The organism is Sporosarcina sp. P33, assembly GCF_002077155.1.
Lineage (GTDB): Bacteria > Bacillota > Bacilli > Bacillales_A > Planococcaceae > Sporosarcina.
In genome coordinates, this window is record NZ_CP015027.1 from 2639845 (window position 1) to 2655977 (window position 16133).

Here is a 16133-nt window from a genome sequence, read left to right on the forward strand (position 1 = left end):
TGGGGGACGCTTTCTGGAGGGAGGGCGGTGAACCACACCGCTTCGCTTTGCTTCGCCGGGGTGTTTCACCTGTCCCTCTGATCCTCCCAGAGTCGCCCCCAGCTTCCGTTGCCATCCTAATTTTAGAGTGGTGGTACTCAGCTCACTCATTGCAGGCGGTGTGTGAATTGTTGTTGTCCTTAAACTTATTTAGTTTAAGGGCAAATCCTGCATTCCAGCAGGTTTCAGTGTCTTTGCCATAGTGTAAATAAACAAAATTACCAGTAAACTCTTGCCAATTAATTATTCTATCAGTATAATGAATGAAATACTGAATGGTTGTTCATTCATTGGTTAGGGAGATGAAAGTATGAATTTAGTTTCAAGTGTTCAGCAGACTGCACAGACTAAGCCAGATAAAGTTGCTTATCGTTTTATGGGACAGGATACGTCTTATGCGGAGTTTGATATGTCGGTGTCTATGTTTGCGTCCGCGTTGCGGAACCTCGGTGTGAGGCAGGGGGATCATGTGGCGTTTTTGCTTGGTAATACGCCGCATTATTTGATTTCGCTTTATGCGACTATGCGGATTGGCGCGACGGCTGTGCCGATTAATCCGTTATATACGCCTGATGAGATTTCGTATATTTTGGAAAACAGTGATGCGAAGGCTGTCATTGCGATTGATCAATTACTGCCGCTTGTGGAAGTGGCGAGCCAGTCGTTTCCGGCGATTGAGAACTATATTGTCTGTGAAATGAATCCGGATGCCGGTGAGAAGTTGGCTGCGCTGCCGGAACGCGTGAAGACGAAAGTTCATCCGTTCAGCATGCTGCTGAAGCAGGCGGCGCCTTTGACAGAAGCGGTGCAGGTTGACGAAAATGAAAGCGCTATCATACTTTACACATCGGGAACGACTGGACATCCGAAAGGCGCGATGCTGACGCATAAAAATATTTACTCAAATGCGCGCGATGTCGGGGATTATTTGGGGTTCTCTGAAAATGATAAAATTGTCGCGACATTGCCGCTGTTTCACGTCTTTGCGCTGACGGTTGTGGCGAATGCGCCGCTCGTTAAAGGGGCGACGATTCTTCTGGAACCGCGCTTTAGCCCGGGGGAGATTTTCCAGCTGATCCGCGAACAAAAGGCGACGGTATTTGCCGGTGTTCCGACGATGTACAATTTCCTGTATCAGTATCCGGAAGGCCAGACGGAAGACTTTGATTCCATCAGACTGGCGATTTCAGGCGGCTCTTCATTGCCGGTATCTTTGCTTCATAATTTCGAAGAAAAATTTCAAGTGCGTGTTTCTGAAGGCTACGGTTTATCGGAAGCATCACCTGTTACTTGTTTCAATCCGCTCGACCGCGAACGAGTGCCCGGTTCGATTGGAACGAACATCATGAATGTGGAAAACAAGGTAGTCGATGAAATGGGGGAGGAAGTGCCTGTCAATGAAGTCGGCGAATTGATTGTTCGCGGTCCGAATGTTATGAAGGGCTATTATAAGCTGCCTGAAGAAACAGCTGTTGCTTTGCGGGACGGATGGCTCTATACGGGGGACTTGGCGCGGCAAGATGAAAACGGTTACTTCTATATCGTAGACCGCAAGAAAGATATGATCATCGTCGGCGGATTCAACGTCTACCCTAGAGAAGTCGAAGAAGTGCTGTTCAGCCACCGCGATGTCGTGGAAGCCGCGGTAGTCGGCGTGCCGGATGTTAATTTCGGCGAAGAAGTACAGGCATATGTAGTGCTGAAAGAAGGTTCGGACGTTACAGAGGCGTCGCTGCATGATTTCCTTGCCAAGCGTCTGGTAAAGTATAAAGTGCCGAAGAATATTCAGTTCCTTGATGAATTGCCGAGAAACACAACAGGCAAAATCCTGAGACGTTCATTGAAGGAACAAATTAAAAGCTAATGATAAAAAGAGTGACGGGGCAGTAATTTCCGTCACTCTTTTTTCGTGCATTTATTGCCAAAACAACCGTCTGCTTGTTATGGTTTAAGGAGAAGATCTCAACTAACAGGAGGGATTACATGGAGAAACGATGTGTAGCGGCGGAAGATCTGTTTGAAACGAAATCGGTGACGAATCCGGTGCTTGCGCCGAATAATCAGGAAGCTGCAGTGACAGTGACAAAAATGAATAGAGAAGATAATACGTACTACTCTGCGATTCATCATATCGACTTGCAGACCGGAAACGTAACACAGTGGACGTTCGGCAAGCAGCTGGTGAGTGCGGCGAAATGGTCCGCTGACGGCAAACAGCTGGCGTTTTTATCAAACCGTACCGGAACGAATCAGCTGTACGTCATGCAAAAAGCCGGCGGGGAAGCTCGTGTGCTCACTGACTGCAAAGAAGGAATCGATTCATTTGAATGGTCGCCATGCGGCAAGAAAATCTGGTTTACCGGCACGATCAGAACGGGTGAAACCTTCGCGACGACGGTAAAGAAAGAAGAAGCATTTCCGCAGCCGATCCGCGTGACGAAAATGAAATATAAAGCAGACTTTACCGGGGTGCTGCCGCAAGATCAGCATGCACAAATCGGTTATGTCGATCTTGCGACGTGCGCAGTATGTAATTTTACGGCCGAACCGTTTGATCATTCATTGGAAGCGGTGTCTCATGACGGCAAGTATCTGGTGATCGGTGTCAACCGCAAGGAGCAGACGGATTACGATTTCAGTACGCCGCTCGTTCTTGTAGAAATTGAAACGAGAGACGAAACTGTTATTCTGGATCAGCAAGGCTATTTCGGCAAAGTGCAGTTCTCAAAAGACGACCGCTACATCGCCTATACAGGGCTCGATATGACGTACCAAAACGTTACCCAGACAGATGTTTTCGTCTACGACCGGACGGGTGGCCTGACGGTGAATTTAACAGCGGGAATTGACGCGCCGGTTGGAGATGAGTGCATTTCCGATCACTTGCAGCAACATTATGCACCAGGCGTTGTATGGACCGACGACGAGCAGCTCTACTTCCAGCTGTCGAGCATGGGCGACGTCCGTTTATATGCGGCGACACTGGACGGCGCCATCTATCCGGCGACGGGGGAAGAAGAGCATGTGTACGGCTACGATGTATCGTCAACCGGTGAATTTGCGCTCGTTGCGGTAAGTACGGCGACGAACCCGGGCGAGCTGTATCTTCAGACGATCGCGACAGGGGAACGAAAAGCACTGACTTCATGTAATGAAGGCTGGCTGAAGAAAGTCAGACTTGTAACGCCGGAAACGATTCATTACACGAACGGGGATATGAATATTCAAGGCTGGCTGATGAAGCCTGCCAATTTTAAGGAAGGCAGCCGCTATCCGCTCATAGTGGAAATCCATGGCGGGCCGCATGCGATGTACGGCTGTACGTATTTTCATGAAATGCAGCTGCTGGCGGCGGAAGGCTACGGCGTGCTCTATCTCAATCCGCGCGGCAGCCACGGGTACAGTCAGGAATTTGTGGACGCGGTGCGCGGAGATTATGGCGGCGCTGCATACGAAGATATTATGGCGGGAGTCGATGAAGTGCTGGCGAATGAAACGTGGATCGATGAAACGAGACTTGGCGTCACCGGCGGCAGCTACGGCGGCTTTATGACGAACTGGATTGTCGGGCATACGAACCGTTTTAAAGCGGCGGTCACCCAGCGCTCCATCAGCAACTGGATCAGTTTCTTCGGCGTATCCGATATCGGCTATTATTTCACTGACTGGCATCTGAAAGCGGATATGAGAGATGCGGATACCTTATGGAAGCACTCTCCGCTGAAATATGCAGAGCAGGTAGAGACGCCGTTATTGATTTTGCATGCGGAACGGGATTTCACATGCCCGATTGAGCAGGCCGAGCAGTTGTTCATTACATTAAAAGACTTGGGCAAAGAAACGGAATTCGTGCGTTTTCCGGAATCTGACCATAATTTATCAAGAACCGGCAAACCGAACCTTCGAATAGCCCGATTACAAGAGATTACCGGGTGGTTTAGACGCTATCTGTGAGGTAATATGAAGATGTATGTTAATTCGTCTATACATGAAAATAAATATGTGTATAATGAGATACGAATCGTACGCATAAAAAATATTTGAGAAGAGGTTCTGCATCATGGAAGAGCAATTACTATACAGAATAGAGAAGGATTTTATCGGTGAAAAGAAGGTGCCAAAAGACGCGTATTATGGTATTCAGACACTGCGGGCGGCAGAAAACTTCCCGATTACTGGCTACCGCGTCAACCGCGACCTGATCCGTGCAATCGCAATCGTCAAAAAGTCAGCAGCACAGGCAAACCGTGACATTGGCCAGCTTGACGCTGATCTTGCGGAAGCAATTATCCAGGCATCTGAAGAAGTAATCAACGGCGCATTACGCGACCAGTTCCTCGTCGATCCGATCCAGGGCGGCGCGGGCACATCGGTCAATATGAATGCCAACGAAGTAATCGCGAACCGTGCACTTGAAATTCTCGGACATGAAAAAGGCGAATATGACATTATCAGTCCAAACTCGCACGTGAATATGGCACAATCCACAAATGACGCATTCCCGACTGCGATACATATCGCGACATTAATGAAAGTCGACAAATTGCTCGAAGTTATGGAATCGCTTCATAAAACATATTTGAAAAAATCAATCGAATTCCAATCCGTCCTGAAAATGGGCCGTACACACCTGCAAGACGCGGTTCCCATCCGTCTAGGGCAAGAATTCGAAGCCTATGCCATGGTACTGCGCCGTGATATCGAACGTATTCGTGTGTCACGCGTCTATTTGTATGAAATCAACATGGGAGCAACGGCAGTAGGAACAGGCTTGAACGCGGATCCGCTGTACATCGAAAAAGTAGCAAGCTATCTTTCTGAAAACAGCGGTTTCCAATTAAAATCGTCCACACATCTCGTTGACGCTACACAAAACACAGACTCCTACGTTCAAGTATCCGCTGCGCTGCGCGGCACGATGCTGAACCAGTCTAAAATTTGTAATGACCTGCGCCTGATGGCATCGGGTCCGCGCACAGGATTGTCGGAGATTTCATTGCCTGCAAGACAGCCGGGATCATCCATCATGCCAGGGAAAGTGAACCCGGTAATGGCGGAAGTGATGAACCAAGTATCGTTCCAAGTAGTCGGCAACGATATGACCATCGCACTCGCATCAGAAGCAGGACAGTTCGAGCTCAACGTCATGGAGCCGGTGCTAGTGTTTAACTTGCTGCAGTCATTAAAAATCATGACAAACGTCTTCGGCGCATTCCGCGATTATTGCCTAGACGGCATAAAGGCGAACGTGGAGCACTTGGAAGAATACGTGGAAAAGAGTATCGGCGTCATCACGGCGATCAACCCGCACGTAGGTTATGAAGTAGCATCACAAATCGCAAAAGAAGCACTGCTGTCGAACAAATCAATCCGTGAACTGTGCATCGAGAAAAAAGTACTGACAAAAGAAGAACTCGACCAGATCCTGCACCCATTCGAGATGACGAAACCTGGAATTTCTGGGAAAGAGCTGTTGAAGAAGAAGATTATTCTTTCTAAATAAGTGAGTGAGGCTGGAGTTTGGCTAGTGGTTTGGGGAATGGGGCTCCAGACGGGACGCTTTCCTGCGGGCATGGCTTGAGCCAAGCGAACAGCGAAGTGTTCGCTTTGACGTATTTTTGCGTACTTTGCAGAAATTAAGGCATCTGCCCAGGGTCTCAAGATCACGCTGATTCCCCAGAAGTCGCCCGTCTTCCGCCCCATTCCCTACGGGGGTAGTTGACGTCAAATGGAGAATATATTGGAATTTTCCGGCCGTTAGTTTTCAAACTGGTTTAAAGTCGATATGCTGCACTTGATAATCTGCTATCCAGTTGATTGGAGTGGAGGGTGGCGACTCGGGGAGGATCAGCCCGACAGGTGAGACAACTAAGAGAGCGAAGCGAACAGTTGGCTCAGCGCGGGCCCTCCCGAACGCGTCCGCCCGCAACGGAAATCAACGGCGTCTGATACACTCTCTACCTATTCCAAGTCTCCAATCCTTACACCCTGCGCAACAACGCAAAGGAGTTACCAATCATGAAAGTGCATAATATTATGGAAATCGTAGTCCGTGACGTGATTACCAAATATAAAAACGAACTCAACATGCCGTGTACATGCGAACAATGCCTGAACGACGTACTCGCCATGACGCTGAACAACGTCAAACCGCAATACGTCGTCCACGAATCCAACAGCGCCTACGTCCGCGCAGCCCACGAAGCCGACCGGCAAGGCGCAACCGCCATCTTGACCAAGGTCGCCTGGGCAGCAGGGGAAGTAGGAAAAAATCCGCGCTGTGACAACATGAAAAACCCTTCCGAATAATCACGGAAGGGTTTTCGTTTATTTCAATAATGAAACTAACCATGTCAAGCGCTCATAAAACCCCCGCAAGCGCTCATACCTCTCTGGCAACCGCTCATAGATTCCTCCAAGCGCTCATACCAAGCCGCTGACCGCTCTTAGATCTCTTCAAGCGCTCAATCAAGGCAGCCAACCGCTCATAACGCACTCCGAAAAAACTTATTACCTCTTAAACACAGGCTTCCGCATTCATGTGCGCATGAATCATGTCAAGCGCTCATAAAACCCCGGCAAGCGCTCATACCTCTCCGTCAACCGCTCATAGATTCCGGCAAGCGCTCATACCGAGCCGCTGACCGCTCTTAGATTTCTTCAAGCGCTCAATCAAGGCAGCCAACCGCTCATAACGCACTCCGAAAACATTTATTTCCTCTTAAACATAGGCTTCCGCATTCATGTGCGCGTGAATTCTGTCTGGCGCTCATAAAACCCCGGCAAGCGCTCATACCTCTCCGTCATTCGCTCATAGATTCCGCCAAGCGCTCATAACAAGCCGCTGACCGCTCTTAAATTTCTTCAAGCGCTCAATCAAGGCAGCCAACCGCTCATAACGCAAAACGACCCAACACCTATTTCCCCTTAAACACAGGCTTCCGCTTCTCCGAAAAAGCAATCAGCGCTTCCACGCGGTCCTCCGTCGGCAGCGTCATCTCATACGCCTTCCGCTCAATCGCAAGCCCGGTCTGCAAATCCGCCATCATCCCTTGCTTAATCGCAAACTTCGCCTGTTGAACCGCAACCGGTCCGTTGGCAAGCAATGAATCCAAAAACTTGGACACCGTGTCCTCGAGTGACGCAAGCGGAACAGTTTGTGTCACGAGGCCAATACGCAGCGCTTCATCCGCTGCAATTCGCCGCGCCGTCAAAATCAGCTCCATCGCTTTTGCTTCACCAATTAAACGGGGCAGCCGCTGCGTTCCGCCGGCCCCGGGAATAATCGCGAGTCCCGTTTCCGTCAGTCCCATCACCGCGCTGTCTGCGGCAATACGGAAATCACAAGCGAGCGCGAGTTCCATGCCTCCGCCAAAAGCAAAGCCGTTGATGGCAGCAATCGTCGGCTGCGGCAATTGGTCGATCATCGTGAAGACATCGCCAATTTTATTCAGGTTTCGCCGCACTTGTGCTTCGGTCAGTGTCTTCCGTTCTTTCAAGTCGGCTCCGACGCTAAACGCCCGGTCGCCGCTTCCTAAAAACACAACAGCACGCACTTCGGGATCGATCCGGATGCCTTCTACCACTTGCCCGAGCTCGAGCAGCATTTGGAAGTTAAACGCGTTCATCGACTCAGGCCGGTTCAGCATCACATAAGCTACCGAGTCCCGCTGTTCATACGTAATCTCCTGCATAATCAAACGCCTCCTTGAAATGTATGGTCTATCTATACGATAGCATGAAAGTGAATGTTCTGTAAGTTTGAAAGTGGATAGGCTTCAATTGGCTAGTGGGTGGGGATTGGGGCTTCAGCCGGTACGCTTTCCGGGGGGGGCCGCGGCGAGCCAACTGTCGCTGCACTCCTTAGTTGTCTCGCCTGTCGGGCTGATCCTCCCGGAGTCGACCGGCTTCCGCCCCAATCCCTTACGTGTTGCCGGTTCTGTGCTTGTGGTTGGAGTGCATCTTGGAATGGGGGAGTTGAGCCATAACGTTCATACTTATCTGCAAGAATAGTCTTATTGAATAAACTCTCATTAGAAAATGGAGGTACGCGGGACAGTTTGGTAGTTTTGAAGAGTGTAAATGGATAGGCTTCAATTGGTTAGTGGGTGGGGATTGGGGCTCCAGCCGGTACGCTTTCCGGAGGGCCCGCGGCGAGCCAACTGTCGCTGTGCTCCTTAGTTGTCTCGCCTGTCGGGCTGATCCTCCCGGAGTCGACCGGCTTCCGCCCCAATCCCTTACGTGTTGCCGGTTCTGTACCTGTTGTTGGGGTGCATCGTAGCAGTTCTGAGTGAACACATCACTTTTTATTAAGTAGTTTCAAAATGTACTTGCTGGGTCAATAAGTAAATCTAGATTCCAACACTAGCTTCAATGAACAACAAAAACTGCCACCACTCACCCCGTAGGATTGGAGCGGCGGGCGGCGACTCCCGCGGGAATAGCATGAGCTTGAGACCCTGGACAGGTGCCTTAATTTCTGCAAAGTACGCAGAAATACGGCAAAGCGAACACTTCGCTGTTCGCTTGGCTCAAGGCCACGCCCATGGGAAAGCGTCCGTCCAGAGAGAAAGCTGTAACGAAGAACGGCTTTTGCGAGCATAAGCGAAGCGTTGGGAGCACATCTTTGCATTAATCCTCACCCCAATACAAATTCAGCCTCTCAAGTTCCTCTCTATCCCCCCTTCACAGATGCCAACTCAACGAATTTCAGGTAGAATAAATGACAGGAGTTGATCATATTGAAAACAGCGATTGTGACAGATACTACGGCGTATGTGCCGGATGATATAAAAGCAGAACTGGGGATTCGCACTATCCCGCTGCTCGTGACCATCGACGGCAAAGAATTCAAAGAAGACGCCGACATCACGACTGAAGCATTTTATGAGCTGGTGCGCGGCAAAGGCCCGCTGCCGAAAACGTCGCAGCCCGCGATCGGTGACTTTGAAGCCTTGTACAGCGAACTCGCGAAAGACTACGACGCTGTCATTTCCATCCACCTCTCGAGCGGCATCAGCGGCACCTATATGGGCGCGCGCCAGGCCGGTGAGCTCGTGCCGGAAATTGAAGTGCTGACGTTTGATTCGGAAATATCTGCCTATCCCCAAGGTTTTTTCGCGATTCGCGCAGCGCAGCTGGCAAAAGAGGGTGTACAACCGCATGCGATTATAGAAGAACTGGAAGAAATGAAACAAACGATGCGTGCGTACTTTATGGTGGACGACCTGTCGCATCTTCAGCGCGGCGGCAGACTGTCCGGTGCACAGGCGCTCGTCGGCGGACTGCTGCAAGTGAAACCCATTTTGCATTTTGAAGACAAAGTCATCGTCCCGTTTGAAAAAATCCGCACGACGAAAAAAGCGATGAAACGAATCGCGGATCTGCTTGCTGAAGACGCAAAGAACCAATTGCTCGACGCAGTGATCATCCATGCGAACCGTTATGAAGAAGCAATAGCATGGAAGAATATATTAGAAGAAAAACATCCGAACGTCGATTTCACGGTCAGCCACTTTGGCCCGGTCATCGGCACCCATCTTGGCGAAGGGGCCATGGGACTCGGCTGGGTGAAACGGCGCGGAACCTGAACAGGAGGAACTGTATGGCCGAACGAGCAACACTCAAGCAATTCCTGGCAGGGCGCATCTGGCTGCGTCATCTGCTGCCATTTCCCGCTGACCTCGTAGACGAAGCAATCAGCCGGGGAGAGATCCATGTGCAACAAGGCGTGCAAAAGAAAAAGGTCTGGCACGGCACCCGCTACACATGTCAGCGCTGTCATAATGAAAATTCGGCGCGCTTTACGGTGTTTGAGTGCGCACAATGCGAATCAGCATGTGCGTACTGCAGAAATTGTCTCAACATGGGGAGGGTGTCGTGCTGTTCCGAACTGGTGACGTGGACAGGCACGCCGCCCTTATTTCCGGCTGTGCACTGCATGAACTGGCAAGGCAATCTGACGCCTTCCCAGCAAAAAGCAGCGAATGAACTGCTTGAGAGCACGAAACAAGGGGTCTCGCATTTGCTTTACGCCGTCTGCGGTTCAGGCAAGACAGAAATGCTGTTTCAGCCGATTCACTATTTATTGAATAAAGGCAGACGGGTTTGTCTCGCAGCACCGCGTGTGGACGTTATTCTCGAACTGCTGCCCCGTCTGACCGCGGCATTTCCTGACACATGCACAGAAGCCCTATACGGCGGCGCGGATGTGGAACATGTTGACGCGCAGCTGATCCTTGCGACGACTCATCAGCTCTACCGTTTCCACGAAGCATTCGACGCGGTTTTCGTCGACGAAGCCGATGCATTTCCGTATACTGCGGATGAAACATTGCAGCAGGCCGTGCGAAAAGCCGCGAAACCAAATGCACCGATCCACTTCGTCACAGCCACTCCATCCAGCAGACTGCTCGCCATGAATAAAAAACAGGGCAATATTTCTATCCTCGCGAGACGCTATCACGGCCAGCCGTTACCCGTACCGCGAAACGCTGCGCTGTGGAATTACGAACGGCAGCTGAAAAAGAAGCGCATTCCGAAGAAACTGCTCGACTGGACGAAAGAATGCCTCGAACAGCAGCTGCCGTTTCTTATTTTCTTTCATCAAATCGAACTGATGGAACTGGCAGAGCCGCTGTTTCAGCAGCTCGACGAACGGATCTGTGCAGTTCACGCGGAACACGCGGACAGGAAAGAGCGGGTGCAGCTGCTCAGGCAAAAAGAAATTCCAGGACTGCTGACGACAACGATTCTTGAGCGCGGCATTACGATTCCGAACGTGCAAGTGGCGGTCGTTGGAGCTGAACAAACGATCTTCAATAAAGGGGCACTTATTCAAATCGGCGGACGGGTCGGCCGTTCGGTGCCTCATACATCAGGCGACTTCGTACTTTTTCATCAAGGCATTACAAGCGCGATGGATGAAGCGAAACGGGAAATCCGCAAGCTGAACCAGACGGAGGTGCCGCAGTGAATTGCTTACTCTGCGACAAGCCTCTCGACAACGTGCCGACGTGGCAGCAGTTTCTCGGCATTCAAAAAGACGCTTCTGCCTGTCCAAGCTGTCTGAAACGATTTGAACGAATTGACAGCATGGCGCAAGATGAATGGCTTGATTCTGTTCATTCGCTGTATGCATATAATGAAGCAGCAAGAGATTACCTGCATCAGTTCAAGTTCATGCAAGACATTGCGCTCGCCGACATTTTCGCACAGCCATTGCGCCATGTGCTGAATCATCCGAAAAAAGTTATTGTGCCGATTCCGATGCATGCCGCGAATAAAAAGAAACGCACCTTTTCCCAAGTGGATGCATTGCTCCGCGCAGCGAACATCCCGTATCAGACACTGCTGGAAAAAACGACAGAATCGGTAATGGGTGAAAAAACGCGGAGTGAACGTCTCGCGATGACTGAACTATTCACGGCGACAGCCGATATACCAAGTAATGAGGCAGTATACGTGCTGGTTGATGATATTTATACGACTGGTACGACATTGCGTCACGCAGCACAGGCACTGAAACAGCGGGGCGTACGCCAGGTGGGAGCTGTGACGTTATTCAGACCTATAAGAGAGAAGTGATAAAATGGCGGAAGCAAGAAATTGTCCGGCTTGCGGCAAAATATTTAATTACACAGGTTTACGGGACGTATGCGGCGCATGTGCGCAGGCCGAAGAGGATATGTATGAAACGGTCTACCGGTTTTTGCGCAAACGGGAAAACCGTGCGGCGAATATCGACCGCATCGTCGAAGTAACGGGAGTGACGCAAGAGTTGCTGCATCGCTGGGTACGTAAAGGAAGACTGCAGCCGGCACTGTTCCCGAACCTCGGCTATCCATGCGACAAATGCGGCGCGTTAACATCCAGCGGGAAAATTTGTGCAAAATGTACAGAAGAAATCCAGCAGGACTTGCGCACATTTGATGCAGCGGCGGAATTGCGCGAGGCGATTGAGGCTAAAGACAAAGCAACGTACTACACACAAAAACGCGAACGATGAACCAATGGGGAAACGAGCAGTTCGTCCTGCTCGTTTTTTCGTCCAAAAGGCTCTAAATATTACGTGAAATCTGCCGACATAAAGAGTAGTACCTAAAATAGAATGTATGTATGAAAGGAGCGAGACGTATGAAGATCGATGGAGTAAAACCGCAGGCAATCAACCCATACCGCAATCAGCAGCTGAAAACAGAGCAGACTAAACAGGCGTCACAAGTACAAACGGATAGGCTCGAGATTTCTTCAGAAGCAAAAAAATTATCCAAGGCTTCACCGATTGAAACGGCCAGACAACAGCGCGTTCAGGAATTGAAGTCACAAGTACAGTCTGGAGAATACCAGGTCGATGCGAACAAACTCGCTTCGAGTATGCTGTCGTATTTCAATAAGAACTAACAGAAAGTAGGAATACACATGTCCATTGAACCGATTTTGACAACGCTCAATCACCTGGAAAAACTGCATATGAGCTTGCTCCGTCTGTCAAACGACAAGACCGCACTGCTGAAAAACGGTGATATCAACGGGATTGACCAGCTGTTGAAAGAGGAGCAGGCCCATTTAGCGGCGATTGTGCAAATGGACCAGAAGCGCGTGAACGAAGTGAAGCAGTATTTGACCGCACAAGGAAGTGCAGTACCTGCCGAACCGACCATGACGCAATTAATCGAACTGGCGGACACACCGGACAAAGAACAGTTGGCAGAGGCGAAGGACCGTCTCCTGCATGCGATTCATGAGTTGAAACGGCAAAACGAACTCAATCAGCAGCTGACTTATCAATCTCTTCAATTCGTGAATCTATCGCTGGACATGGTCCGTCCGCGTCCGGAAACCGTCAACTATTCGAAAAATGAAGTACAGGGGCAGTCGCAAAGCAGAGCCAAAACGAAGCTCTCCTCATTCGACTCCCAAGCATAAGGAGGACACATCATGCGCTCGACATTCATGGGACTGGAAACCAGCAAACGCGGATTGTACACACAGCAATCCGCTCTTTATACGACAGGGCATAACATCGGGAACGCCAACACCCCCGGCTATTCACGTCAGCGCGTCAACATGCAGGCCACGTCCGGATTCCCGGGAGTAGGACTGAACGCAGGAACGGTGCCCGGATTTCTCGGGACAGGCGTTGAAGCGGGAAGCATTCAGCGGATTCGTGATACGTTTGTTGATCATCAGTACCGCAGTGAGGCGAATAAATTGGGGTACTGGGAATCACGTACTAAAGCGATTGCGCAGATGGAAGATGTCTTAGGAGAACCTTCTGAATACGGTCTGCAGCAATCCCTCAGCGACTTCTGGCAGTCATTGCAGACACTTGCATCTAGCCCGGAAAACGGCGGGGCCCGTGCTGTCGTAGTAGAACGCGGTGTGGCGGTAGCTGACTCATTCAACTATATCTCCAAGTCCATAGCTGAAATTAAAACGAATCTCGGAGATGAAATTAATGTCTCTGCCGTTAATATTAACTCGATACTCGGGCAAATTACGGAACTGAACAGACAAATCGCAGACGTCGAACCCAATGGCTATTTGCCTAATGATCTGTACGATGCCCGCGATGGGCTGCTCGATCAGCTGTCTACTTATTTGCCGATTGAAGTCAGCTATGAAAAGACTGGCGGACGTGCACCGGCAATTGCTGAAGGCACAGTCACAATAAAAATCATGACAAATGATAAACCGATCACAGTACTGCAAAAAAATACATTCTCCAATATCTCGATCAACGGGAAAAACGAAACAACCGGAGAAATGCCGAAAGAAATTACAGGCTTTACATGTAACGGGGCACCTGCCGGAGGCGCAGAACTTTCAGTGGCAGATATGAAGAAAAGCGGAGAATTAAAATCGCTGGTGGAATCGTATGGCTACAAAGAAACGGCTGACGGGCCTGTAAAAGGAATGTATCCGGACATGCTTGCGAAACTGGACAAGATGGCTACTGCATTTGCGACGGAGTTTAATAAGATTCATCAAGGTGACCCTGCCAATGGGGTGTATGCGACAGATTTAGACGGAAAACCAGGAGAAGAGTTTTTCAAGGTCATTGATGGAACGAAGCCGATATCTGCCAGTAATATTAAAGTGAATGAAAATATTATTAGCAATCCGAATAAAGTGGCGGCTTCTACGTCAAAACCAGTGGACAGCACCGATCCAACAACTAATCCTGAAGTAGGTAACGGACAAAACGCCCAAAACCTAGGGAATGCACTATTTAATAAACTGGCAGCACTTGGCGGTTCAAGTGTGCAAGGATACTTCGCCCAAGCGATCGGCCAGCTCGGAGTGGCAGGACAGCAAGCCGTAAAAATGGCCGAAAACTCCGGAACACTTCTTCTTTCGGTGTCCAACCGGCGCGATTCTATCAGCTCCGTCTCACTCGACGAAGAAATGACCGACATGATCCGCTTCCAGCAGGCTTACAACGCCTCTGCCCGTATGATTACCGTCATGGATGAAGCACTCGATAAAATCATCAACGGAATGGGTACAGTCGGCAGATAATTAAGGAGGAACCTTCATGCGCGTAACACAATCAATGCTTTCCCAAAACATGCTGCGCAACTTATCAAGCAGCTATAATAAAATGGGAAAACTGCAGGAACAGCTGAATACAGGGAAAAAAGTGAACCGACCGTCAGATGATCCAGTCGTCGTCATGAAAAGCCTTGGCTATGGGATGCAGGTTAACAGAGTCGAGCAATATCAGAAAAACTTAGGCGAAGTCAATAACTGGCTCGACAGTTCGGATGATGCGATGGATGGGGTAGGACAAGTCCTTCACCGCGCCAGGGAATTAGCCACAAATGCCGCGAATTCAGGTACGGTGACTGCGAATGACCGGGAAATGATCAAAATTGAATTAGAGCAACTGCAAGAGCAGCTGCAAGACTTCGCGAATACGAAAGTCGGCGATAAACATATATTCAGCGGGAAAATGACGGACAAACCATTATTTGACAAAAACGCAGGCGGTTATCAATCGGGCGCATCTTTTAAAGAAAATGTATCCATTGAAGTATTTGATGGCGTAGACTTGCGTGTCAGTACGAATGCATCGGATCTGTTTAATAATATCAATCAATTGTTCACTGATATAAAAAATGACACGGACGACAAGTATGACTTCAGTGCCGCAATTGAAGAAATTGATGGGCTGCTGGACGATGTGTTAATGAAACGTGCAGATATAGGAGCTCGGTCCAACCGTGCAGAGCTTATGGAGAATCGTCTGATGATGCAGGAAGGTGCGGCGAAAAAGCAGCGTTCTGAAAACGAAGATATCGACTATGAAAAAACGATTACGGATTTGATTACTTCAGAGTCAATCCACCGGGCTACATTATCGGTAGGGGCGCGTATTATCCAGCCTTCATTGACGGATTTCTTGCGGTAAAAAGTAATGCGGACACGCTGATAGTGTCCGCTATTTTTATAAAGATAAGCAAAGGATGGTGACAGACGTGAATATTCCTCAGCTGCAAGTCCAGACGACATCAGCCAGGCTGGGATTACAGATTGATAAGCCAATACAAGAGATCGAGCAGCCAAAAGCGACACTGCGTATCGAACAGCCTGCAGCCATTCTTGAAATGTCAACCACACCGTCCGAACTGACGCTTGATACGACAGAAAATCGGGCAGCTCTGGATTTAATGAGCATGTTCAGACGGGGAGACGAAGTAGCGCAGTACAGCCAGCAAAAAGTACAAGAGGGCATTGCGCGCAGAGCACAGGAAGGCATGCAGCTTGCGAAAATTGAAAGTGGCGGTAACCCTTTGGCTGATATTGTTAAGCAAAACTCGGAAAAACCAATGGCTGATCTGGGTATCCGCTTTGTAGGGAATCCGCTGCAATTAAAAAGAAGCTTTACACCAGGGCGTGTGGATATACACGTGACACCGCAGAAACCGATAATAGATGCACAAGTAAACAAACCCATCCATAACTACACGCCAGGCAACGTAACGGCTAAATTGGAACAGTATCCGACCATTGAAATTGATTGGAAAGTGTAACGATGAATTACATAATTTACCTTTGCAGTAACTAATATAACATTTAATTGAGGAGCA

The 16133-nt window shown here is 49.5% G+C and carries 14 protein-coding genes; 13 read left to right on the forward strand and 1 reads right to left on the reverse strand.

Going from position 1 to position 16133, the window contains the following annotated elements; all coding sequences use genetic code 11:
- Positions 1 to 349: 349 nt before the first annotated feature.
- From SporoP33_RS12890 to SporoP33_RS12905, 4 genes are all read left to right on the forward strand, one after another.
- Positions 350 to 1903: a fatty acid--CoA ligase family protein gene (locus SporoP33_RS12890; RefSeq protein ID WP_081244091.1), complete on the forward strand. Its 1554-nt coding sequence runs from the start codon at positions 350 to 352 to the stop codon at positions 1901 to 1903.
- Positions 1904 to 2022: 119 nt separating this feature from the next.
- The gene (locus SporoP33_RS12895) at positions 2023 to 3993 is read left to right on the forward strand and encodes a S9 family peptidase (RefSeq protein ID WP_081244092.1); all 1971 of its coding nucleotides are present in this window, start codon (positions 2023 to 2025) and stop codon (positions 3991 to 3993) included.
- Between the two features lie 103 nt (positions 3994 to 4096).
- On the forward strand, positions 4097 to 5542 hold the full coding sequence (gene aspA, locus SporoP33_RS12900) for an aspartate ammonia-lyase (RefSeq protein WP_081244093.1): 1446 nt from the start codon (positions 4097 to 4099) through the stop codon (positions 5540 to 5542).
- Positions 5543 to 6057: 515 nt separating this feature from the next.
- On the forward strand, positions 6058 to 6348 hold the full coding sequence (locus SporoP33_RS12905; RefSeq protein ID WP_081244094.1) for a late competence development ComFB family protein: 291 nt from the start codon (positions 6058 to 6060) through the stop codon (positions 6346 to 6348).
- A gap of 608 nt (positions 6349 to 6956) precedes the next feature.
- Here the strand turns inward: SporoP33_RS12905 and SporoP33_RS12910 are convergent.
- On the reverse strand, positions 6957 to 7733 hold the full coding sequence (locus SporoP33_RS12910) for an enoyl-CoA hydratase-related protein (protein ID WP_081244095.1): 777 nt from the start codon (positions 7731 to 7733) through the stop codon (positions 6957 to 6959).
- A 1047-nt stretch (positions 7734 to 8780) separates the two neighbouring features.
- Here SporoP33_RS12910 and SporoP33_RS12915 point away from each other — a divergent pair.
- The 9 genes from SporoP33_RS12915 (at position 8781) to SporoP33_RS12955 (ending at position 16076) form a co-directional block, all read left to right on the forward strand.
- Entirely contained in the window at positions 8781 to 9629 is an 849-nt protein-coding gene (locus tag SporoP33_RS12915) for a DegV family protein (protein ID WP_081244096.1), read from the forward strand.
- 14 nt (positions 9630 to 9643) lie between these two features.
- Positions 9644 to 11014 carry an ATP-dependent helicase ComFA gene (locus SporoP33_RS12920; protein ID WP_196796794.1) on the forward strand — a complete coding sequence of 457 codons (1371 nt, stop codon included), beginning with the start codon at positions 9644 to 9646 and terminating at the stop codon, positions 11012 to 11014.
- On the forward strand, positions 11011 to 11625 hold the full coding sequence (locus SporoP33_RS12925) for a ComF family protein (protein WP_081244097.1): 615 nt from the start codon (positions 11011 to 11013) through the stop codon (positions 11623 to 11625). The genes SporoP33_RS12920 and SporoP33_RS12925 overlap by 4 nt, the downstream gene beginning before the upstream one ends.
- 4 nt (positions 11626 to 11629) lie before the next feature.
- The gene (locus SporoP33_RS12930) at positions 11630 to 12046 is read left to right on the forward strand and encodes a TIGR03826 family flagellar region protein (RefSeq protein ID WP_081244098.1); all 417 of its coding nucleotides are present in this window, start codon (positions 11630 to 11632) and stop codon (positions 12044 to 12046) included.
- Positions 12047 to 12174: 128 nt separating this feature from the next.
- Positions 12175 to 12441 carry a flagellar biosynthesis anti-sigma factor FlgM gene (gene flgM / locus SporoP33_RS12935; RefSeq protein WP_196796795.1) on the forward strand — a complete coding sequence of 89 codons (267 nt, stop codon included), beginning with the start codon at positions 12175 to 12177 and terminating at the stop codon, positions 12439 to 12441.
- 18 nt (positions 12442 to 12459) lie between these two features.
- Entirely contained in the window at positions 12460 to 12966 is a 507-nt protein-coding gene (locus SporoP33_RS12940) for a flagellar protein FlgN (protein WP_081244100.1), read from the forward strand.
- 12 nt (positions 12967 to 12978) lie between these two features.
- Positions 12979 to 14562: a flagellar hook-associated protein FlgK gene (gene flgK, locus SporoP33_RS12945; protein WP_081244101.1), complete on the forward strand. Its 1584-nt coding sequence runs from the start codon at positions 12979 to 12981 to the stop codon at positions 14560 to 14562.
- Positions 14563 to 14578: 16 nt separating this feature from the next.
- Positions 14579 to 15454 carry a flagellar hook-associated protein FlgL gene (gene flgL, locus SporoP33_RS12950; protein WP_081244102.1) on the forward strand — a complete coding sequence of 292 codons (876 nt, stop codon included), beginning with the start codon at positions 14579 to 14581 and terminating at the stop codon, positions 15452 to 15454.
- A gap of 67 nt (positions 15455 to 15521) precedes the next feature.
- Entirely contained in the window at positions 15522 to 16076 is a 555-nt protein-coding gene (locus SporoP33_RS12955; RefSeq protein WP_155961367.1) for a DUF6470 family protein, read from the forward strand.
- Positions 16077 to 16133 lie beyond the last annotated feature (57 nt).